The organism is Micromonospora sp. CCTCC AA 2012012 (assembly GCF_040499845.1).
Taxonomy (GTDB): Bacteria; Actinomycetota; Actinomycetes; order Mycobacteriales; family Micromonosporaceae; genus Micromonospora; species Micromonospora mangrovi.
This window is the reverse complement of record NZ_CP159342.1, coordinates 2,185,537-2,206,454: the sequence shown is the minus strand read 5'-3', so window position 1 is coordinate 2,206,454 and position 20,918 is coordinate 2,185,537. Positions and strand designations below refer to the sequence as shown.

Here is a 20,918-nt window from a genome sequence, read left to right as displayed (position 1 = left end):
CCCGGCATGACCAACCGGCACAGGCTCAACCGCGGCGGCCATCGCCAAGCCAACGCAGCGCTCTCCCGTGCCGTCGTCGTCCGCATGCAGCACCACGAACCCACCCGCGCCTACGTCGCCCGGCGCACAGCCGAAGTAAGACCAGAGCCGACATCATTCGCTGCCTGAAACGACTCCTCGCCCGCGAGATCTGGGCCCTGCTCCGCCCTCTCCGCGCGATCGCGATCCTTACTTGAGAGCTACAGGAGCGTCAACGCGTTCATGGAGAACTTCTGGCCAACGTGGAAGGTCGAACTGGTCTACCGCAACTCCTGGCGGACCCGGGACGAAGCCGAGAACGCGATCTTCACCTACATCGACGGCTGTCAGAACACCCGCCGCATCCAGAAAGATCTCGGCTGGCGAACCCCAGACGAGCACGAAACCGCCTGGCACACCCACCGGGCACAGCACGACGAGCCAACTATCGTTCAGCCTGAACCCACCGGCACCAGATAATCAACCCTCCTGCAAGCCGGTGAACCTCACCGAGGAGTGTCATGCCATGAGTGTCGAGAGCCGGCAGCTTGCGGTGTTCCTGGCGGTGGTCGAGGCAGGGGGCTTCAGCCGGGCTGCCGAGCGGCTCGGCATGACCCAACCTGCGGTGTCCGGCCAGATCCAACGACTGGAGCGACAACTGCGGGTCCGGCTGTTCGACCGGACCGGCCGCCGTGTCACGCTCACCGACGACGGCCACCGCCTGCTCCCGATGGCCGTTCGGGCGGTGAGCGCCGTCACCGAGGTGGAGCAGTCGATGGGCCGGCCAAATCGAACTCTGCTGCGGCTCAGTGCCGAGGCGCCGTCCCTCGCCCGGATCCTGACCCGGCTGCGCGAGACCCACCCTGAGTTCAAGTACGACATCACCATCGACCTGTCCGAGAGCAGTGTCCTCGAGGTTCGCTACGGCAACCGGCACTGCGCGCAGGTGTACGACTTCGATGCTGCCCCGCTGGATCTCACCGGGTTGGCATGCACCGTCCTGCTGCGGGAGCCGGTCTGGGTGGTCCTACCCCGCACCCATCGGCTCGCCGCGGCCCCCGTTGTCTCGCTCCGTGACCTGGCCGGCGACCCTTGGCTGTTGCGGCCGCCGGGCACCCGGCTCCGTCAACTGGTGGTGATGGCATGTCGGGCAGCTGGCTTCGAACCCTACGCACCATACTCAGCCACCGACAGCTACGCCATCGAAGTCCTCGTCGCGGGGGAGGGGTGCGTCACCCTGGGCTCTCCGATCAACAGTCCGAGCACCCTGATGGTGCAGCGTCCACTTGTCGAGCCGGTGATGCGTACCATTCTGCTCGTCAGCCGTCCGGGCAGCGTTCCGCAGGAAATATCGACCACGATCTGCCGCCAGATGATCCGCAGTTACTGGAAGGCGGCGGCTGCCAACAATCCCGAATACCATGCGACACATGTCCGCAGTCGGCGGCAGGGTGTGGGCGGGGCGGCGGTGAGCACGACAACCGACTAGTAAGGAACCGCCGACCCCTGGCGGTGATGCCCAACCATTCGGCTCCCACCGTCGCCATACGGCTCAAGCGGCCGGACGGCAGAGCCTGGACACGCCGCTTACCGGTGGGGCCAGATCCAGGTGAGCACTTCCGCACCGCACCAGGCTCGGGCGCCATCCGGTAAAGCGCCTCCGGCACCTCCCTGACACCGGCGTGTCGAGACTTGATCGTACGTTCATGCCGGGCCGTGGGGCTGCGGATGATCTCGGCGGCCCCTTGGCCGCGACGACCTGGGCCCGCTGCCATCCATGGTGATCTACGAGGGCAGGGACGCGCCGATGCCGATATCAGCGGCGAGGGCGCGATCGACACCGCCGCGGTCGCATTGCCGACGTCGAAACGTCCGGCAGCCATGGCGTCGACGCTCGCGTGACGCCCCGGCCGGCTCAACAATTGCACCCTCGTCGCGCAAGGGGCGATGACGCGCCCCAACGTCTCATAGAGACACGCCAGGTTGGTATGGCCTCCCGCCACGTCTGGTATTACCCGTCCGCCACGGCGTGTGGTGACATCTCAGCTGTCTCCAGATCCCGTTCGATGTGTACGGCGATCGTCTGCAGGTCCATTCCCGGAAAGGGCAGTCCATGCTCCAGCGATCAAGAAGACGTACCGCCATCGGCGCCGCTGTCGTCGCGCTGTTCACGTTCGTCTCCGGATTGGTCGTCGCCGGTCCGGCCCGCGCCGCCTCGACCACGTTCCTGTGCCAGGACGGTGGGGCGGCCGGTACCGAGACCACGAGGTACACCCCTACCAGCCAGTGCGCCGCGTGGGCCGACTACTACCTCAACTTGTGGCCGGAGAGGTGCCTCACGGACACCCAGGACGAGCCGCTCGGCTCACCGCAGGACACGATGAGCGTGTCGTGCATCGACAGCGCCGTCCCGAACCCGCCGGGCTACGGGTCGAGCGCCGACGTCGCTTTCATGTTCGACGTGGTCAGTCCCGGCGTGGCCGGGCCGGGTGTCCTCAACGGAGGCACCTACCGCGTGAACGGGTACGTCAAGAACCTCTCGACGACCACCACGGCCCAGCAGGTCCGGGTGCCGTTGACCCTGAACGGCCTGACGGTGATGTCGGCGACGCCTACCGCCGGCACGTTCAGTGGAACGACGTGGACGGTCGGTAACCTGGCACCCGGCATCCAGCAGCGGGTCGTCATGCAGGTCAAGACCCCGATCGGGACGGGTTTGAAGGCCACGAACCTGGTCGCGCAGGCGTACTCCTCGAGTGCCGACCCGGCCGTGGCCAACAACCGGAAGGTGGAGACGCTGGTCTCCAGCTCCGGGCCGTTCGCCAAGAGTGACGGCGGCTGCACCTCCGGTACGCTCCAGAGTCGTAACCGCACCTCCACGACGAACCCCGAGGGTTACCGCGCCGACGGCTGGCGGGCGCTCCTCCGCACGGGTGTCGTACGGGTCACCATGACCTGGACCGGTGTCTGCATGGCCAGTGACGGTCGGCTCCTGACCACCGGCACCTACAACGTCACCGCGGCCGGCATCAACGGCTGGACGCTGAACAGCGTCGGCGCCGCCCAGTGCACCCGGGACCAGAACATGGCCCACTGCAACCGGTACGTCGAACTCCAGGCCCCGCAGGGCTGGCAGCCGGCAAGTCTGGAACTGGCCGGACAGATCGGCACGACCCTCAACCTGGGTATCACCCAGGCGGCGGCGAATCTCGGTATCACCCTCAACCCGCAGGTGTCCTTCCGGGCGGTCTGGAACGCCGAGCGCCGTACGCTTCGTCTTCCGTTCAGCATGCTGATGTACCGCGGTGGCTGCACCTGGGCGGCCGGTGCCGGCAGCGCCCACCTCTCCGGCTCCTGCTGACCATCGGCTCCGCACCGACCGCTGCCCGGCCCCGCGCCGGGCAGCGGGCTGCCAGCGGCTCCACGACCGATCCTTACCGTGCTGGGCAATGTCCTACGATCAGAGATCGTGGATGCGCGGGATCTTCGGCTGTTGCTGGGGGTGGCCGACGGTGCCGACGTGGGGGACCTCGCGGCCCGGTCGGGTGTCAGTGAGTCCCAGGTGCGCAGGCGACTGAGCCAGCTGGTCGGCGTGAACGAGGCCGGCTGGTTGTGCCGGACCGGGCGGGGCTACCGGCTGTCCGAGCGCGGGCAGGCGGGGCTGCACGCGGTGGGGCGGGCCGTCACCGCGTGCGACACGATCGCCGGGCTCATCGGCGTCGACTCCGTCTCCGTCCGGCACGCCCAGGTGGTCGACGTGGTCGCCGCGACCGGGTCGATCGGCGGTGCGGCCCGCCAACTGGGTTTGCCGCAACCGTCGGTGAGTGCTCTGGTGGCGCGGATCGAACGGCGGTGGCGGGCCGCCCTGTTCGACCGGACGCAGGACGGCGTGCGGCCCACCCCGCTCCTGGTCGAACTGCTCCCGCACCTGCGTGTCCTGGCCACGGTGGTCTCGCCGGTCATCGGTCGCGGAGACCAACCGGCGCCGCCCGGCACCCTGCAGTTGGCCAGCGAGTTCGGCTTCAGCGGGCTGGTCGACGCGCTCCGCGACGACGCTCTGGTCGACGTCCGGCAGCACATCGTCGACATCCCCGGCCCCGGCTGGGCTTCCGCGATGCTCGCCGCCGACATCTGTGTGTACGCCGACCTTCCCCTGGTCAGCCTGGCGGTGCCGGCGGGCTGGGACAGCACGGTGGCGTTCGAGGACCCGGCGTACGTGCTGCTGCCCCGCGACGTCGGTCACGGTCGCGCCACAATCAGCCTGCGGGAACTGGCCGACCTCGACTGGCTCACCGGGCCGGCCGGCACCCGCAACCACCAGTCCGTGGTGTCGCTGTGCCGAGCGGCCGGCTTCGAACCGCGGATCCGGTTCACCGCGCTCAACGGGCCGAGCGGCCGTCGGATCCTGGAGGACGGCGGGGCGGTGGCCCTCACCAGCGCCACCATGATCCCGGCAGGGGCGATGCACACCGTCCGGCTGGCCGAGGACGTTCGGATCAGGATGACCGTGAGCTGGCGGCACGGAAGCACGGCCACCGCGACCGCCGGGTGGCTGGTGCGCTGGCTGCACGACGGACAGGTCCGGCGGCTCGCCGAGTGCCGGCCGGAGCTGCTCACCGAAATGCGGGCCGACCCGACCGGGTGGCCGCTGTACGCCCGACAGGAGGTCCACCGGGCGCACCGAGGCCGGTAAGGAGGATCCAACGGCAGTAAGCGAACGCGGCTCGGCGCGCCGACGAGGGAGATCAGCGCCGCCACCGGCAGAGAGTTCCTGGGCGGCCGGCGGGTGGTGGCGGTGGCGAAGCCGGGTCGCCGTGGCGGCGGAGCCGCGGCCGTCGTCTCGCCGCGACGCGAGTAGCGGAGCCGCACCGGTCTCCTGGGTCGGTCCAGATCGTCCCCTTCCTAGCCAGCCACAACATGAGGGTCAGCGTGCCCGGGCGAGCCGGCTCCGGTACGCGCGCGGTGAGTGGCCGGTGGTCCGCTTGAACGCGACGCTCAGTGCGCTCTCCGAGCTGTAGCCGACGGCGCGGGCGATGGCGGCCACGGTGTCGTCGCCCCGGCGGAGCCGGTCCGCCGCGAGTTCGATCCGCCACTCCGTGAGGTATTCGAGCGGGCCCTTGCCGACCGCGTCCTTGAACCGGGACGCGAGGGTCGACCGGGAGACGGCGACGACGCCGGCCAGCTCCGCCACCGTCCACGGGTGGGCCGGCCGGGCGTGCATCGCCCGCAACGCGGCGGCGACCGTCGGGTCGGCGAGCCCGGCCAGCCAGCCGGGGGGCACGGGGTCGCGGGCGAGGTGCAGGCGCAGCATCCGGACCAGCATGACGATGGCGAGCCGCTCCGCGACCAGGGTGGCTCCCAGCGGTCTGCCGCGCAGCTCGGCGTCCAGTTCGTCGAGGGCCCACCGGACGGCACCGGCCTCCGGGGTCCCGGCGGGCACGTGGATGAGCGGCGGCAGCGTGTCCAATAGCAGGGCGCGGGCCCGTTCGGTGAAGGTGAACGCGGCGCCGACGAGGAAGACGTCGTCGCCTTCACCGGCGTGCGCGACGTCGCCGCCGGCCGCGGCGAAGATCGGGTGCGCCGGTTCGCCCGGCAGATGCGGGTCGCTGGCCAGCGTGAACGCCACGGGCCGGGTCAACAGGAAGCAGTCACCCTCACCGAGGTGGACGGGATCCGGCACGTCGTCGACCCGCAGCCAGCAGGAACCGCGCCGGACGGCGTTGAACTTGGCCCCGGCCGGCGGCGGGAAGCGCACCGCCCACCGTCCGCCCGCCGCGAGCCCCGCCGACACCTGGCTCGTCGCGTCGAGCAGCGCCAGCACATCCTCCAGCGGGTCCATCCGCACCTCCCTCGGACGTTCACGAAAGAGCGGCGGACGCTTGAGCTGGTCGGTCCGGCCGGGACGTTCCTAGCGTTGCCATCATGACAGTCACCGCACCTCTGACCACCCCGTTCACGGCCCGGGCGACCGCCGCGGAGGTCCTCGACGGTATCGACCTCACCGGGCACCGCATGATCGTCACCGGCGGGGCCTCGGGTATCGGGGCGGAAACGGTACGTGCCCTGGCCGGCGCCGGCGCCGAGGTGACCGTCGCCACCCGCGATCCCGGGGGTGCCGACGCTCTCGTCGAGGAGTTCGCCGGGCCCGGCCCGGGCCGCGTCCGGTCGGCCGCCCTCGACCTCGCCGACCTGTCGTCGGTCGACGCGTTCCTCGCCTCCTGGGAGGGCCCCCTGCACGCCCTGGTGGCCAACGCCGGCGTCATGGCGCTCCCGGACCGGCAGCTCACCGCGGAAGGCTGGGAACTCCACCTGGCCATCAACTACCTCGGCCACTTCGCGCTCGCCCGCGGCCTGCGCGGGAACCTCCGTGCCGGCGCCGGCCGGGTGGTGGCGGTCAGCTCCGGGGCGCAGCTGCGCCGGGCCGTCGACTTCGACGACCCGCAGTTCGAGCGGCAGCCGTACGACCCGTGGACGGCGTACTTCCAGTCGAAGACCGCCGACGTCCTGCTCGTCGTCGGTATCGCCCGGCACTGGGCCGCGGACGGGATCACCGCCAACGCCGCCAACCCCGGCTACGTCATGACGAACCTGCAACGACACCTCGACGACGACACGTTGCGCGCGTTCGGGGTGACGATCGACGAGGCGGGCAACCGGACGGTGCCGGACCACTACAAGGACGCCGCCCACGGCGCGGCGACCTCTGTGCTGCTGGCCGCCTCGCCACTGCTGGCCGGAGTCACCGGCCGCTACTTCGAGGACAACCAGGAGGCGGAGGTCGTACCGGGCGGCCCGGAGGCCATGACGGGGGTGGCCGAGCACGCCGTGGACCCGGCCGCCGCCGACCGGCTCTGGGCGTACGCCGAGCAGGTCCTGACGTCCCGCTGAGCAGCTCGGGGCCCGGCCCGCGCTGTGCCCGCCGGCTGCTCGCCTCCTTGTTCGGGCCGCCCGAGGCCCGGTCACGGCCGGCCCGACGGCAGACGAACCGGGGTGCCGGCCCGCGCCGGCTCCCTCCCCGTCCTGCGCCGCCGTGAGGTCGCCGGGCGGTGTTCCAGTTCAGAGCTGCTTTATGGCCGAATGATGGTGAAAGGGTGTGATTGTCGTGCGTGCTGTCGTGCTGAGGGAGTTCGGTGCGCCGCTGCGGATCGAGGAGCTCGCCCGGCCGAGTGCGGGTGCCGGTGAGGTGTTGGTGCGCGTGGTGGCCAGTGGTGTCAACCCGCTGGACACCAAGATTCAGGCGGGGAAGGCGGCGCACGCCCGTGTTCGGCCCCCGGCGGTCCTGGGCCTGGACCTGGCCGGGGTCGTCGTGGAGGTGGGTGCGGGGGTCACCGGCTTCGCGGCGGGTGATGAGGTGTACGGGCTGACCGGTGGGGTGGGTGAGCTGCAGGGGTCGCTGGCGGAGTACGCGGCGGTCGACGCCCGGTTGCTGGGGCCCAAGCCCGCTGCGCTGTCCATGCGGGAGGCGGCGGCGCTGCCGTTGGCGGTCATCACCTCCTGGGAGGGGCTGGTCGACCGGGCCGGAGTTCGTGCGGGGCAGAAGGTGCTGGTGCACGGCGGCGCGGGCGGTGTGGGACACGTGGGCGTGCAACTGGCGCGGGCGCGGGGCGCGCAGGTGTACGCCACCGGAGGTCCGGCGAGTCTGTCGGTGATCGAGAGCCTGGGGGCGGTTCCGATCGACTACACGGCGATGGGTGTGACGGAGTACGTCGAGAGGTACACCGGGGGCGAGGGGTTCGACGTGGTGGCCGACAACGTCGGCGGCGCCACCCTGGACGCATCGTTCGCAGCCGTGCGTACTTATCAGGGGCACGTGGTCAGTGCCCTGGGCTGGGGGACGCATTCCTTGGCGCCGCTGTCGTTTCGGGGTGCGACCTACTCCGGGGTGTTCACCCTGCTGCCGATGCTGACCGGGGCCGGTCGTGAGCACCACGGCGAGATCCTGCGTCAGGCCGCCGAACTCGCCGACGCCGGCGGCCTGCGACCACGCCTGGACCCCCGTCGCTTCACCCTCGACACCGTGACCGACGCGTACGCCCACGTCGCCGGCGGCACCGCACAGGGAAAGATCGTCATCGACGTCGAAGCTCAGGGCTGAGGCCAGGAAACGGGGTGCTCGCCGAGAAGGCCCTACCGCCGGGGTGGTGGAGGTTTCACCGCCACCGGACGGGTAATCAGCCCGCCCCGCTGCAGGGCGAGCGGAGTGAGGCTAAGGAGCGGTCGTCGTGTCAGATCAGGAGCTCACCCTTGTCCTCGTTCACGGCGCGTTCGCCGAGTCGGCGAGCTGGAACGGTGTGATCGAGCGGCTCGGTCCCGGCTACTCCGTGGTTGCCGCCGCCAACCCGCTGCGCAGCGTCACCGGGGACGCCGCGTACGTGCGGGACGTGGTACGCGGGATCGGTGGTCCGGTCGTGCTCGTCGGTCACTCGTACGGCGGCATGGTGATCACGGAGGCGGCGGCGGGCGAGTCGGCGGTGCGTGCCCTGGTCTACGTCAACGCGTTCTGCCCGCACACGGGGGAGTCGGCGCTGACGCTGTCCGGGAAGTTCCCCGGCAGCACGCTCGCCGACACCCTCGTCTCCTATCCGGTGGCCACCGGCGGTAACGAGGTGGCGATCAGGCAGGACGCGTTTCACTCCCAGTTCGCCGCGGACGTACCCGACGACCTCGCGGCCCTGATGGCCCGGACGCAGCGGCCGGTGACCGAGCAGGCGCTCGGCGAGGGCCTCTCGACGGCCACGCCGCCGTGGCGGTCGTTGCCCACCTGGTTCGTCTTCGGCGACGCGGACCGCAACATCCCGGTCGCCGCGCACCGCTTCATGGCCGAACGCGCCGGTGCCCGCGGCGTTCGGGACATCGCCGGCGCCTCTCACGCGATGGCGGTGTCCCAGCCCGGCGAGGTCGCCCAGTCCATCATGGAGGCGGTACACGGCGTCGCCGAGCCGTCCTGAAGAAGCACCCGCGTCAGCCGATGATCAGGCGCGTTCTTGGCTTCATCCTCGGGCTGACGGCGGTGGCCCTGCAGATCGGCGGCGTTGGCACCGCCAACATGACGGTCGTCTCAGTGTTGGGGCGCTGAGCCGAGATCGGCCTCCGCAGCGCCCTTCGGACGCAGGTGCGCAGCGATAACTGCGTGCCGCCGGCCGAGCTGCGCCTGCGCGGGGGTGTCGTGCGCCCAACACGCCACATCCTGCACGCCGGCAGGACGCCCGCACCGAGCGCCGCGCCGATCACCGGGCGGTGCCACCGGGATAGGCCGCCGCGGTGAAGGCGAGCAACGCGATATCGGCGGACTCCTCCAGTTGGCCGCGGTGAGCGCCCGCCGCGGCGTGCACGGCGTGCCCCTCGGTGACGACGCTCAGGAAGCGGGCCAGCGCGGTGGGGTCGGCGTCGGCCGGCAGGTCTCCTTCGTCGACGGCGCGGGCGAAGCGAGCGGCGATGGCCTGCTCGCCAGCCAGTCGGCTGGCGGCGAGGAATTCGGAGATCGTCGCGTTCCCGGCACCGCAGGCGGTGCCGCCCTGGACGGAGAGGCATCCGGCCGGCCGGTCGGGGCGGGTCAGCGCCACCACGTTGTCGCGAAGCAACGCCGCCGCCACCTCCCGCGCCGTAGGCTGGTCGAGAGCGCTGCGGGCGTACGCCATCTCCACGTCCGCGTAGCGGGCGACGACCTTGCGGAACAGGCCCTCCTTGTTGCCGAATGCGGCGTAGAGGCTCGGCTTGTTGATGCCCATGGCCGCGGTCAGGTCGGCCAGCGACGCTCCCTCGTAGCCGTGCCGCCAGAACACCTCCATCGCGCGATCCAGGGCCTGGTCCGCGTCGAATTCGCGCGGCCGTCCGATCTGGGTCATCTCGTCCACCACCTTCCAGCCGCCAAGGCTACCGCCGGCTGGAACCGATCGGTACAGAAATCCGGGGAATGCCGGTGGCGCCTGCTAGCTTGTTATGTACCGACAGGTACAGAAGCATGGAGGGGGTCGAGATGGAGAGCTTGAAGCGGACGATCGGCGCGATCGGCATCTGGAGCATGGAGCTACGCGGAGCCGCCCGGCCCGAGGTCCGGGAGGCCGCCGCTGAGCTGGACCAGCTCGGCTTCCCCGCGCTCTGGATCCCGGGGCTGGACGGCCCGGGGGCGGTCGACGACGTCGAGCACCTGCTGGACGCCGCGCCCCACGCCACCGTGACGCTCGGCGTGCTCTCCATGTGGGGCCAGGACCCGGCCGTACTCGGCGACCGGTGGGCCGCACTGGACGCGGCGTACGGGCCGCGCGCCGCGCTGGGACTGGGAGTGAGCAACGCCCACTCCGCCGCCAGCGCGGGGCAGGACTACGGCAAGCCGACGGTGTCCATGGCTCGGTTCCTCGACGGCCTCGACGCCGCGCCCCGACCCATCGCCGCCGAGCGGCGCCTGTTGGGTGCGCTGGGGCCGAGGATGGTCGATCTGGCCGCCACGCGGACCTCGGGATGGCATCCCTTCCTGGTGACACCCCAGCACTCGGCCGACCAGCGGGCGCGGGTGGGCGACGAACCGCTCATCGCGCCGCACCTGGCGGTCGTTCTGGACCGCGACCCCGAGCGGGCGCGGGCGGCCGCCCGCGCCGGGGTCGGGATGTTCATCGGCTTTCCCGCCTACCGGGCCAACCTCGCCCGCCTCGGCTTCGGCGAGGAGGACCTCGTCCCGGGAGGCAGCGACCGGCTCGTCGACGCGCTGGTCGCCTGGGGCGACCTCGACGCCGTCGCCGACCGCGTCCAGGCCCACCTGGACGCCGGGGCGGACCACGTCACCCTGCACGTCCTGCGGCCCGACACCGACGGTGCGGGGCTGCCCCGGCGGCAGTGGCGCGAACTCGCCGCGCTCCTGCCCCGCTTCACCGCGCGCACCGCGCACTGACCAACCCCGACCGACCCGGTACGACACCGGATCGGCGACGCACGGAACCCCACGCACGATCGAGTTCAAGGAGTACGACCAATGGCACAGCTCAATGGCAAGATCGCCCTCGTCACCGGTGGCACCTCCGGCATCGGACTGGCCACGGCTCGCCGCTTCGCCGCCGAGGGCGCGCACGTCTTCATCACCGGACGCCGCCAGCAGCAGCTGGACGAGGCTGTCGCGGCCATCGGCCCGGCCGCCACGGGCATCCGCAGCGACGTGAGCGACCTCGACGACCTCGACCGCGTCATCGACGCGATCACCGCCCACGGCGCCGGCCTGGACGTGCTCTTTGCCAACGCCGGTGGCGGCGAGTTCGCACCCCTGGGCAAGATCAGCCTGGAGCACTACACCGACACCTTCGACCGCAATGTGCGCGGGACGCTGTTCACCGTGCAGAAGGCCCTGCCGGTGCTCAACGACGGCGCATCGGTCATTCTGGCCGGTTCGACCGCCGCCACCAAGGGCGCCCCGGCCTTCGGCGTGTACGCCGCCTCCAAGGCCGCCATCCGCTCCTTCGGCCGCACCTGGGCCGCCGAACTGACCGACCGGAAGATTCGCGTCAACACCGTGATCCCGGGCCCGACCGAGACCCCTGGCGTCACCGGACTGGCCAACAGCCCCGAGGAGGCCGCGGGCCTGGTGCAGATGCTCGCCTCCACCGTCCCGATGAGCCGGATGGGCGAGCCGGAGGAGATCGCCAACGCGGTGCTCTTCCTCGCCTCCGACCAGAGCAGCTTCATCACCGGCGGCGAGCTCTACGTCGACGGCGGCGCGAACCAGGTCTGACCGGACCCGCCGTCCGGAGCCGCCACCGGCTCCGGACGGCACGCTGTCGTCCCGTTCTGTGCAGTTTGGTGCATGTCAGTCCCACTTCGGCTCTACGCCGCGGTTCCGCGCCCGTTACTCGGTCTCGGCGTCGAACGCCTTGCGGGCGTGTTCGATCTGCGGCAGGTAGGTGTCGGCCCACTCGAGGAGGGCGTCGACCGGGGCGCGCAGAGTCTTTCCCAACCGGGTGATCCGGTACTCCACGGCGACCGGGCGGGTCGCCACGACGTGACGTTCGATGATCCCGTTGCGTTCCAGTCGTCGCAGCGTGGCCGTGAGCGATTTCTGTGTCACCGCCGGGACCGCCCGGCGCAGCTCGTTGAACCGGCACGGGCGCTCGCACAGTTCGTTGAGAACGCTGAGTGACCACTTGTCCAGCACCTGGTCGAGCAGCTCGCGGTGCGGCGCGTCGATACGCAGCTCCTCGGCACGGGCGGTGGTGGTATCGCGCATGAAACCAGGTCTCCTTGAAGTTTCCTCCGGCAACTAGGTATCAATGGTAAACCGAGTTGGGTTCACCAGAGGAGAAACGATGCCTGTCACCCGCTTCAGCCCCGACGGCCTCCAGCCGCACACGCCCTACGCTCACGTGGCGGTGGCCACCGGGTCGCGTCACATCCACGTCAGCGGTCAGATCGCCCGTCTGGGCGACGGCACACCGGTGGCGCCGGGCGACCTGACCGGGCAGGTCGCGCAGGCGCTGCGCAACACCGGCCGGGCCCTCGCCGGAGCCAACGCCTCATTCGAGGACGTGGTCCGGCTGACCTTCTACGTGACCGACTGGGCACCCGAGAAGATCGGGCCGTTCATGGCCGGGATCGAATCGGTCGTCGAGGAACTCGGCCTGCCCTGGCCCCTCCCACCGGCGTCACTGATCGGGGTGGACTACCTCTTCGAGCCTGACGTGCTCGTCGAACTGGAGGCCACCGCAATTTCGCAGTGACGCCTCCTGCTCGGGCGCGAGATCGAGACAGCGGCCCGCACGGCCACGCGTCGGTCTCGCCACCTGACACCGTGCGTCACGATGTGTCATCGTGCCCAGCATCAGGCCGGCTCCGGCCCGATGCTGGGCGGGTGCCGCGCCAGCTCGTTCCCATGCTCGGGATAGGTTCGGTGGGTGGATGTGGTCGCCGCCTGCCGGGCCTTCGTCGCGGTCAGCGGCCACGGCAGCTTCACCTCCGGGGCCGCCGCCGCGGGCATCCCTCAGTCGGTGGCCAGTCGCCGGATCGCCGCCCTGGAGGAGCACTTCGGGGCGCGACTGTTCGACCGGTCGTCCCGCGCGGTGCGGCTGACGTCGTTCGGGCAGGAGATGCTGCCGTCGGCCCGGCGCCTGGTCGACCTCGCCGAGGCCATGGGCGACGACGCCGAGCGGGCCCGGCTGCGCCCGCTGCAGGTCGCCGTACCCGAGATCTGCCCGCCGCGCCGCCTCGCCGCTCTGGTGGTCGCGGCGCGGCGGCAGCGCATCCACCTGGAGGTACGGACCGCCGGCCCGTCCGAGCGTGAACGGCTCTGCCGGACCCTGGAGGTCGGTGCCGGGATCGTGGCGGTTCCGGAGGCCGAGGCGTCCTGGCGGGTGCCGCTCGGGCTGGCCGCCCGGACCCCCTTTCCGGCGCCGACGGTCTTCCTGGAGACGCTGCGCAGCGGCCGGGCCCGCACCCAGGCACGCCGGCGGATCCTGATCCAACCCGAGGACGACGTCGCTCACCTGCGCGACCCGCTGACCCGCGCCGGCCAGGCGGTCGGCCTGGCACCGGCCCAGGTGACGGTCGCGCCGTCGCTGGTCGACGCCGCGGCAGCGGCCCTCTGCTCTCCCGACCTGCTGCTCTGCTCCCGTCAACAGGCCGACGAGTTCGACCTGCACTGGCGTCCTCTCGCCGGCCTGCGGCTGCTACGGGGCTACGACGTCGCCACCGGCACACGCGAGGACCTCGACCAGCTCAGCACGGTCCTGTACGCGGACATCGCACGCTGCCTGGGCGCCTCCGACGGTCACGAGAGGCCGACCGAAGAGGCGCCAACCGGCAGCCCGTCGACCGGAGACCCGACATGAGCGCCGTCGCGGTGGTACGCCACGCCCAGGACCTGCTCGACGAGGCGGGGCTGCACGGCGCCTACCTGGTCCGCAACCTCGACACCGGCGCCGAGATCGGATTCGACGCGGACACGCCGTATCCGGCGGCGTCGCTGGTGAAGGTGCCGCTGGCGGTCGCCGTGCTGGAACGGGTCGCGCGCGGGGAACTCGACCCGGCGACGCCGATCGAGGTGCCGCCCAGTCGGATCACCACACCGGGCCCGACCGGGCTGAGCCGCTTCCGTCACCCGGCGCGGATCGCGGTGGACGACCTGCTCTACCTGAGCACCTGCATCAGCGACAACGTCGCCGCCGACGCCCTGTTCGATCTCGTCCCGCCGGCCGCGGTCGCCGCCGAGCTGCGGCGACTCCGCATCGACGGCATCGCCGTGCGGCATCGGGTCGGGGACCTCACCGACACCCCCGCCGAACGTCTCGGCCCCGAGGACGTACACCTGGCCCATTCCCTCGCCATCGGCGCGACCACCCCTGGGCGGGGCCACCCCGTCGCCCAGCTCGACGTCACCCGCGCCAACGCCGGATCGGCCCGGGCCTTCGTCGACCTGCTGCACGCACTCTGGCGGCCCTCGACGATCCACGAGACCGTTGCCGCGCGGGTACGCGCCCTGATGGGTGACAACCTGCACCGGCAGCGGCTGGCCCCGGACTTCACCTCCGACGTGTCCCGCTGGTCGTCGAAGACCGGCACGCTGCTGCACCTGCGTCACGAGGTGGGGGTGGTGGAGCACGCGGACGGGCAGTCGTACGCGGTCGCCGCGCTCACCGCCTCGCGGGTGCCCGCCGTGGCCCAGCCCGGTAGTGAGGCGACGATGGCGCAGGTCGCCCGGTCCCTGCACGACCATCTCCGGACGGGCGTCCTGCCCTGGTGGGGTTAGCTCGTGGTTCGGGCGTGCCGCTCGCGCAGCCAGACCAGCGCCACCATGGCGATGTTGACGGCTGCGAGGATCAGCAGGGACGCGTCTCCGGAGTCGGTGGAGCGGTCGATCGCGTAGGGCTTGCCGTCGGCCAGCACCGTGTTGACGATGCCGAACAGGACGTTGTTGGCGGCGTGGAAGGCGACCGGCGCCTCGATGCCGCGGCTGATGATCGCCATCAGGCCGGTGCAGAGGCCGATGAAGGCGAAGTAGCCGAACAGCCACGGGTCGCTCGATCCGTGGAGCGTGGCGAAGCCGAGGCTGGAGACGACGAGCCCGACGGCGAGGGCCGGCCGGACCGCACGTACCCATGAGGCGGCGGCGGGCAGTACGGCGCTGCGCCACCACAGTTCCTCGCCGGCGGACTGCAGCGGGGTGGTCAGCACGGTGACGATCAGCAGGGCGATCGTCGTGCCGCTGACACCGAAGCCGACCCAGGGCGTCGAGTCGCGCGCGACCAGCGCGGTCACCCCGATCCCGGCACCCACCAGCAGCGCGGCTGCGACCAGGTAGGTGCCCAGGCGGCGGGCGTCGAAGGGCCGGGGTGAGCTGATCAGGCTGCGCCACGGCACCCGGGCGGTCCGCGCCAGGAGCAGGATCGCCACGACGCCCGACGCGCCGATGCTGAGGTTGATGCCCAGGGACTTCAGCGGCGTCATGGTGGGGGACATGGGGTCGTCGCTGCCCTCGATGACGCCCACGAGCTGCCAGGACAGCACCTGGAGGACCAGCATCACCAGCGGCGGCACGGCGAGGACCACGAGCGGTTTCCACCAGGCCATCCGCAGGTGAGCGCCGAACGGGCGGGAGGGATCGACGGCCGGCGGCGAATGCTGCGGTGCCCGCGGTCGCGGGCTTCCTGCGTCAGAAGGGCTGCGATCCGTCGTCTTCCAGGAAGCGTCGGGTCGTGGGGCGTTCATCGGAGAGATACCTTTCGTCAAAGGTGATGGACATTCCGTTGCACCGCTCAACGCGGCCGCCGGGCAGTGACACGACGTCGCCACCGCGTCGGGACGTCTCGACGTACGGGTCGCGTGGCTCAGCCGGTCGGTTCCGTGGGTGCCCGGGCGAAATCGATGCGTGGCTTGGCCTGCATCGCCGCTGCCCTGCGGTGTCCGACACGTCGGTGCGGGCGCTCGGCGACGAGTGGGTGTCGGTCACCCGGTCACCAGCCGGCCAGCACCGCCTTCGTCGCCTCGGCGATGAGGGCGTTGTCATAGCCGGCGTCCTTCTCGTCCCGGCTGGACAGCACCGCGAGGACGATCGGCGCCCGGTCCGGCGGCCAGATCACCGCGATGTCGTTGCGGGTGCCGTATCCGCCGGCGCCGGTCTTGTCCCCGACGACCCACCCGTCGGGCACACCGGCGCGGATCAGCTCGCCACCGGTGGTGTTGCCCCGCAGCCAACCGTTGAGGGTGGCGCGGTCCGCGGGTTCGAGGGCGTCGCCGACGGCGTACGCCCGCAGGTCCTGGGCCAGGGCCCGCGGCGTGCTGGTGTCCCGTCGGTCTCCCGGCCTGGCCTCGTTGAGCGCGGTCTCGTAGCGCGCCGGATCGGTGACCTTGTCGCCGATCTCGCGCAGTTCCTTCTCGAACTTCTGCGGTCCACCGAGCTGACGCAACATCAGGTTGCCGGCGGTGTTGTCGCTGTACCGGACGGCGGCGTCCGCGATGGCGCGCAGCGACATGCCCGTGGCGACGTGCTGCTCGGTGACCGGCGAGTAGGTGACCAGGTCGTCCGCGGAGTACCGCACCACCCGGTCCAGCTCGGCGTCTGTGGTCTCGTCGAGGACCTCCGCGGCGGCCAACGCCTTGAACGTCGAGGCGTACGCGAACCGTTCGTCGGCCCGGTACCCCATCGTGCGGCCGCTGCCGGTGTCGATCGCGTAGACGCCCAGCCGCGCGTCGAACCTCTCCTCCAACTGCCGGAACGCGTGCCCGCTGTCGGGTGCGGGTGACACGGTCGCCGTCACTTCGCTGTCCCGCGTCGGCTGCTCGGCGGCACCGGCGGGGCTGCAGGCGGCCAGGGACACCAACGCCGCCATCGCCACCAGGCGGTGTGTCGCAAAAACCATGATCACTCCTTGTGGATGCGTGGACCGGCGGCCGGACAGCCGGTCGGACAGACTCGACCCTGACAGCGATCCGGCATGCGGTCGAAGACAGAAGTCGCGGGATTCATGCCGATCGGACATACGTGGCGCGGCGCGGACCGACCGCAGGTGAATCAGGAGCGGCGTTCCGCGAAGGGGCCGTCGGCGTCGAACGTCCGCTTCGCGAAGCGTGCGGCGATGCGCCGGTGGGTGGCGGTGTCCGGGTGGAGTTGGTCGGGCAGCGGCAGCTCGGCGAAGTCGGCTTCGCCGTAGAGGTCGAGGCCGTCGAGGTGGTGCAGGTTCGGGTCGTCGGCAGCGCGCTGGGCGGTGATCCGCGCCAACTCGTCCCGGATGACACGCAGGGTGAGCTTCCCGCTCGCTTTCTCGGCCGGGTCGCCGGTGGCCCGGAAGCGCACCTCGCCGGTGGCGGCGAGGGCGGCAAGGTCGAACGTGCCAGGGCCGGGGGTGTCCTCGTGGATGGGGCAGTAGATCGGGGAGACCACCAGCAACGGCGTGGTGGGATGGCCCTCCCGGATGGTGTCGAGGAAGCCGTGCACGGCCGGGACGAAGGCGCGCAGCCGCATCAGGTCGGCGTTGACCAGGTTGATGCCGATCTTCACGCTGATCAGGTCGGCCGGGGTGTCGCGCATGGTGCGGGCGGTGAACGGGTCGAGCAGCGCGCTGCCGCCGAAGCCGAGGTTGACCAGGTCGACGCCGCCGAGGGACGCGGCGACGACGGGCCAGGTGGCGGTGGGACTGGTGGCGTTGGATCCCTGACTGATGGAGCTGCCGTGGTGCAGCCAGACCCGGCGTCCCCGGTCGGGTACGGGCGCGACGGGGGCGTCGGTGCGCAGGGCGACGAGTTCGGTGGTCTCGTGGTGCGGCAGCCAGATCTCGACGTCCTTCTCCCGGTCGGGCAGCCCGGTGAACCGGACGGTGCCGGGAGGACCGGACCGGCGCTGCGTGGTCCCGGTGCTCAGGTCGGTGATCACCGTGTCGCCGCCGGTGGCGCTGGTCTGGTCGGTCAGGTGACCGTCGACGAGCAGGTCGTAGACGCCGTCGGGACGGCCCGGCAGGCCGAGGTAGGCGTGTCGGGTGGGCAGCGTGTCCAGCTCGACCGCGGTCGCGTGGGTGCGGAAGGCCAGCCGTACGCCGGCGGGCTGCGCCTCCACCATGGCGAGCTGCCCGTCGGTGTACTGGGCGCGGGCCCAGGCGGGCAGCCGGTGCGGCAGCACCCCGCGCGCGGTGCGCTGCACGTCGAGCGCGCCGCGCAGGAGATCCGTGGTGATCGGCGTGGTGATCCAGGAGGACATCATGCTCTCAATCCATCATTGTCGAATGGCGGTGAACCGGCGGCCGGGTCGCGCACCGCCAGCCGTGTTCGCCGCGGAGCGGGGTCCGCTCCGCGGCGGCTCCGAGGCTGAGGCTGGCTCCGGCCGCTCCACCCTGCCCAGCATGGTGGTGCTCCCGTGGTGTGGTCGCAGCGGGGCATCGCGGTGGTCGCCCGCTGAGGATCAGCGGAGAGGTGGTGAGCCGTGCAGGGTCGATGTGCATTGCGCTGCCCGGCGCTTGGCTGGATGTAGCCAGGGAGCGATGACGTCACATTCTTCTTCGAATGTCGGCGGCGGACACGGCAGCCCTCGAAAAGATCTGTCGGTGACGTCACCTTACGGCCGAGTGTGACGCGGTGCGTGACTATGGCCCGCGGTGAGTGCTGGTCCTGTCTTTCGGGTGCGCCACCAGATGATTGCGGTGATGACGATGACGGTGAAGGCAGGGACGAGCTGGTACGGCGTGCCGACCCCGGCGGAACGGTCCTGCAACGCGCTACCGAGGTCCACCCGTAGCGATGTGGCAAGGATGAAGGAGAACGTGTTGAGCACGGCGTGAAGCATGACCGCGATTTCAAGTCCGCCCGTGCGCCAGGTGATGATGGCCAGTCCGGTCCAGAGCACGAAGTACCAGACGATGATGTACGGATCCGTCGCGCCGTGAACGGCCGTGAACAGCACGCTCGAGACGAGCACCCCGGCGACCAGTCCCGCCCGTGAGCTGCGGGTCCAGCTTCCGATCACGCGGAAGATCAGCCCACGTACGCCGTATTCCTCGCCCGCCGACTGGAGCGGGGTGAGGAGGATCGTGGCGAGGAAGAAGGCGATGAGGTCGGTCTGCGACCACGGGACCTCCTCGACGGGCGCGAGAGCTCCGAGAGCGTTGACCACCAGCCAGGCGGGACCGAATATGAGAAGCGACTTGCCGAGCAGGTCGAAGCGGAACCGCGACGTCACGGAGTGCAGGGACGCGCCGGGCACGCCGTAGAGCCACCGCTGGATGAGCATGCTCCACGGAATGAGCAGGCCGAGGGAGAAGAGCGAACTGGCATGGTAGAGCGGCGTGTAGTCGGTGCCGCCCAGGATTGGCGGGGTGTTGCCCATCTGTAGGTCGATGAGCGCGACCGCTCTGCCGATGACCGTCGGGAAGACGACGAGCCCTGCCAGCAGGAGGATGATTGCGAGAATGCCGCGACCGATCCGGCGCTTGTCGCCTGCGAGTACCCGGTGGTACTCCACCCCAGGTGGAACTGACGGCCCATTGCGAGGCTCGCCCGAAACGAGTAGCGAGTTCGGCTTGTCGATAGTGGTCATGGCTTCCTTCCCTGGACAGTGCTATTTCCCGGCGTGGTCGAGCGCGCTGTAACGCAGGCGGAGTGCCCGCTCAGTGCTCCCCACCATGGCCCCCACAGCGAGGGCGAAGTTGAGCCAGATCGGGAGGCGAACGGGCGATTCGAAAACTCCGATGCTGTCGGCGATCGGGGGGATCTTCGAGATCGGTTCGGCGAGTTGCAGCAGGTTCAGTCCCACGCCGACAAGGAGCATCAGCACCGAGAGGAAACTGATCGAGCGGCTCAGCGTCGGGTGCTCCCGTGTGACGCGGGCACGGCGTCCTTCGGCGGACTTCGGGTCAGGAATGAGGCGGCGCTCCACGCCGGCCGCGGTGACGTAGTGGCAGCGCTTGAGCCCGAATGCACTGACCGCCACGTCGATGGTGCCACCCGCGACGGGGAAGGCTGCCGGGAGCTTGGACTCGGCGTGGTGTTCGCCGTCGACGTACAGGTGCGCTCTCGCCTTGCCGCCGTCCGGGTCGGTCCGGCGTGGGATGTCGACGGCATACACCGTCTGCCGGCCATCCCCGTGGGGCAGCGGGAGGTGGAACAGCGCGCGGAAGGGGAGCTGCCACCAGCGGAAAGGTGCCAGTGCCCGCCCGTCGCCGCTCTTGATGCGCTTGGCCGCCCGCCGTTGCCGCCAGTCCTCGATCACGTTTCCTCGCTCGCCGTCGATCGTCGCTACTTACTAACACGCTGTGCTAGTGGCGACGCTAGCACAGCGTGCTAGTACGATGTGTCAGGAGGTGGCGGATGACACGGGACGACAGCAGCACCGGCTCACGGGAACGGGTCCTCGCGGCTGCGGCGGCGATGCTCGCAGAGGATGTGACTGCGCGGTTGAGCGTGCGTGCGGTCGCGGCACGAGCCGGGGTGAGCACGGGCTCGCTCAGGTTCCACTTTCCGACCCAGCGCGCGCTGCAGGACGCCGTGCTCGCCAGAATCTACGGCCAGATGTTCCCGGACGACCCGATCCACGACCGATCCCTGCCCGCCCGGGATCGACTGGTCACCTGTCTCCGGCACGTGCTCGCCCCCGCCGGCGTCGGGAAGCAGGCGCGTGAGGCGTGGGGACACGTCCACCAGAGCTTCATCGCACCCGAACCGACCGAGGAGGTGCGCGCGGCGTATCTCGCCTTGGAGCGGGAAGGATGGCGCCGTATCGAGTACTGGCTGACGGTTCTCGCTGAGGAAGGCGCGCTTCCCAGGGAAGACCACGCACGCCGGGTGAGGTTCCTGCTCACCGTCCTCAACGGGCTCTCCATCGAACGCGCCCTGCCCGCCGAGGACTCGATCCTGAAGTCCGAAACCGACACTCTCTACACGGCTGTCGACTGCGTCCTCAACGCCCCCACCGCATGAGCGGGCATCCCGTGCCGGTCCCGCCC

22 protein-coding genes are annotated in these 20,918 nt (G+C 70.8%); 14 read left to right on the top strand and 8 right to left on the bottom strand.

Annotated elements, in window-relative coordinates:
- Positions 1-6: 6 nt before the first annotated feature.
- From ABUL08_RS30605 to ABUL08_RS09845, 5 genes are all read left to right on the top strand, one after another.
- Positions 7-168 carry a hypothetical protein gene (locus tag ABUL08_RS30605; RefSeq protein WP_377522702.1) on the top strand — a complete coding sequence of 54 codons (162 nt, stop codon included), beginning with the start codon at positions 7-9 and terminating at the stop codon, positions 166-168.
- 93 nt (positions 169-261) lie between these two features.
- On the top strand, positions 262-498 hold the full coding sequence (locus ABUL08_RS09860; RefSeq protein WP_350936699.1) for an IS3 family transposase: 237 nt from the start codon (positions 262-264) through the stop codon (positions 496-498).
- Positions 499-544: 46 nt separating this feature from the next.
- Entirely contained in the window at positions 545-1,507 is a 963-nt protein-coding gene (locus ABUL08_RS09855; RefSeq protein WP_350936696.1) for a LysR family transcriptional regulator, read from the top strand.
- A gap of 624 nt (positions 1,508-2,131) precedes the next feature.
- The gene (locus ABUL08_RS09850; RefSeq protein WP_350936694.1) at positions 2,132-3,379 is read left to right on the top strand and encodes a hypothetical protein; all 1,248 of its coding nucleotides are present in this window, start codon (positions 2,132-2,134) and stop codon (positions 3,377-3,379) included.
- Positions 3,380-3,487: 108 nt separating this feature from the next.
- The gene (locus ABUL08_RS09845) at positions 3,488-4,711 is read left to right on the top strand and encodes a LysR family transcriptional regulator (RefSeq protein ID WP_350936692.1); all 1,224 of its coding nucleotides are present in this window, start codon (positions 3,488-3,490) and stop codon (positions 4,709-4,711) included.
- Positions 4,712-4,942: 231 nt separating this feature from the next.
- On the opposite strand, the gene ABUL08_RS09840 is transcribed toward ABUL08_RS09845, so the two are convergent.
- Entirely contained in the window at positions 4,943-5,857 is a 915-nt protein-coding gene (locus ABUL08_RS09840) for an AraC family transcriptional regulator (RefSeq protein ID WP_350936689.1), read from the bottom strand.
- An 83-nt stretch (positions 5,858-5,940) separates the two neighbouring features.
- Here ABUL08_RS09840 and ABUL08_RS09835 point away from each other — a divergent pair, with 83 nt between their 5' ends.
- The 3 genes from ABUL08_RS09835 to ABUL08_RS09825 all read left to right on the top strand — a co-directional run bounded on the left by ABUL08_RS09835 (position 5,941) and on the right by ABUL08_RS09825 (position 8,966).
- The gene (locus ABUL08_RS09835) at positions 5,941-6,906 is read left to right on the top strand and encodes an SDR family NAD(P)-dependent oxidoreductase (protein WP_350936687.1); all 966 of its coding nucleotides are present in this window, start codon (positions 5,941-5,943) and stop codon (positions 6,904-6,906) included.
- Between the two features lie 214 nt (positions 6,907-7,120).
- Positions 7,121-8,113 carry a zinc-dependent alcohol dehydrogenase family protein gene (locus ABUL08_RS09830; RefSeq protein ID WP_350936685.1) on the top strand — a complete coding sequence of 331 codons (993 nt, stop codon included), beginning with the start codon at positions 7,121-7,123 and terminating at the stop codon, positions 8,111-8,113.
- A 127-nt stretch (positions 8,114-8,240) separates the two neighbouring features.
- Positions 8,241-8,966: an alpha/beta fold hydrolase gene (locus ABUL08_RS09825; protein ID WP_350936683.1), complete on the top strand. Its 726-nt coding sequence runs from the start codon at positions 8,241-8,243 to the stop codon at positions 8,964-8,966.
- 279 nt (positions 8,967-9,245) lie between these two features.
- On the opposite strand, the gene ABUL08_RS09820 is transcribed toward ABUL08_RS09825, so the two are convergent.
- The gene (locus tag ABUL08_RS09820; protein ID WP_350936681.1) at positions 9,246-9,863 is read right to left on the bottom strand and encodes a TetR/AcrR family transcriptional regulator; all 618 of its coding nucleotides are present in this window, start codon (positions 9,861-9,863) and stop codon (positions 9,246-9,248) included.
- 131 nt (positions 9,864-9,994) lie between these two features.
- Between ABUL08_RS09820 and ABUL08_RS09815 the strand changes: the two genes are divergently transcribed.
- Together ABUL08_RS09815 and ABUL08_RS09810 are read left to right on the top strand one after the other, a co-directional pair.
- Complete coding sequence (locus ABUL08_RS09815; RefSeq protein ID WP_350936680.1) at positions 9,995-10,903, top strand: TIGR03620 family F420-dependent LLM class oxidoreductase; 909 nt, start codon at positions 9,995-9,997, stop codon at positions 10,901-10,903.
- An 81-nt stretch (positions 10,904-10,984) separates the two neighbouring features.
- A complete protein-coding gene (locus ABUL08_RS09810; protein ID WP_350936678.1) occupies positions 10,985-11,734 on the top strand; it encodes an SDR family oxidoreductase in 750 nt (249 codons plus the stop codon).
- 114 nt (positions 11,735-11,848) lie between these two features.
- On the opposite strand, the gene ABUL08_RS09805 is transcribed toward ABUL08_RS09810, so the two are convergent.
- A complete protein-coding gene (locus ABUL08_RS09805) occupies positions 11,849-12,226 on the bottom strand; it encodes a winged helix-turn-helix transcriptional regulator (RefSeq protein ID WP_350936675.1) in 378 nt (125 codons plus the stop codon).
- 79 nt (positions 12,227-12,305) lie between these two features.
- On the opposite strand from ABUL08_RS09805, the gene ABUL08_RS09800 reads away from it, so the two are divergent.
- From ABUL08_RS09800 to ABUL08_RS09790, 3 genes are all read left to right on the top strand, one after another.
- Entirely contained in the window at positions 12,306-12,716 is a 411-nt protein-coding gene (locus ABUL08_RS09800; RefSeq protein ID WP_350936673.1) for a RidA family protein, read from the top strand.
- 174 nt (positions 12,717-12,890) lie between these two features.
- On the top strand, positions 12,891-13,823 hold the full coding sequence (locus tag ABUL08_RS09795) for a LysR family transcriptional regulator (protein WP_350936671.1): 933 nt from the start codon (positions 12,891-12,893) through the stop codon (positions 13,821-13,823).
- Positions 13,820-14,740: a serine hydrolase gene (locus ABUL08_RS09790; RefSeq protein ID WP_350936669.1), complete on the top strand. Its 921-nt coding sequence runs from the start codon at positions 13,820-13,822 to the stop codon at positions 14,738-14,740. Before ABUL08_RS09795 ends, ABUL08_RS09790 begins: the two co-directional genes overlap by 4 nt.
- On the opposite strand, the gene ABUL08_RS09785 is transcribed toward ABUL08_RS09790, so the two are convergent.
- The 5 genes from ABUL08_RS09785 to ABUL08_RS09765 form a co-directional block, all read right to left on the bottom strand.
- Positions 14,737-15,561, bottom strand: a complete 825-nt coding sequence (locus ABUL08_RS09785; RefSeq protein ID WP_350936667.1) for a CPBP family intramembrane glutamic endopeptidase — start codon at positions 15,559-15,561, stop codon at positions 14,737-14,739. The genes ABUL08_RS09790 and ABUL08_RS09785 overlap by 4 nt on opposite strands.
- Before the next feature lie 383 nt (positions 15,562-15,944).
- A complete protein-coding gene (gene bla / locus ABUL08_RS09780) occupies positions 15,945-16,853 on the bottom strand; it encodes a class A beta-lactamase (protein WP_377522748.1) in 909 nt (302 codons plus the stop codon).
- 149 nt (positions 16,854-17,002) lie between these two features.
- Positions 17,003-18,184 carry a GDSL-type esterase/lipase family protein gene (locus ABUL08_RS09775; protein ID WP_350936663.1) on the bottom strand — a complete coding sequence of 394 codons (1,182 nt, stop codon included), beginning with the start codon at positions 18,182-18,184 and terminating at the stop codon, positions 17,003-17,005.
- Between the two features lie 351 nt (positions 18,185-18,535).
- Positions 18,536-19,513 (bottom strand): CPBP family intramembrane glutamic endopeptidase, encoded by a 978-nt coding sequence (locus ABUL08_RS09770; RefSeq protein ID WP_350936661.1) that lies wholly within the window; start codon positions 19,511-19,513, stop codon positions 18,536-18,538.
- A gap of 21 nt (positions 19,514-19,534) precedes the next feature.
- Entirely contained in the window at positions 19,535-20,185 is a 651-nt protein-coding gene (locus ABUL08_RS09765) for a hypothetical protein (protein WP_350936659.1), read from the bottom strand.
- Positions 20,186-20,283: 98 nt separating this feature from the next.
- Here ABUL08_RS09765 and ABUL08_RS09760 point away from each other — a divergent pair, with 98 nt between their 5' ends.
- The gene (locus ABUL08_RS09760; protein ID WP_350936657.1) at positions 20,284-20,892 is read left to right on the top strand and encodes a TetR/AcrR family transcriptional regulator; all 609 of its coding nucleotides are present in this window, start codon (positions 20,284-20,286) and stop codon (positions 20,890-20,892) included.
- Positions 20,893-20,918 lie beyond the last annotated feature (26 nt).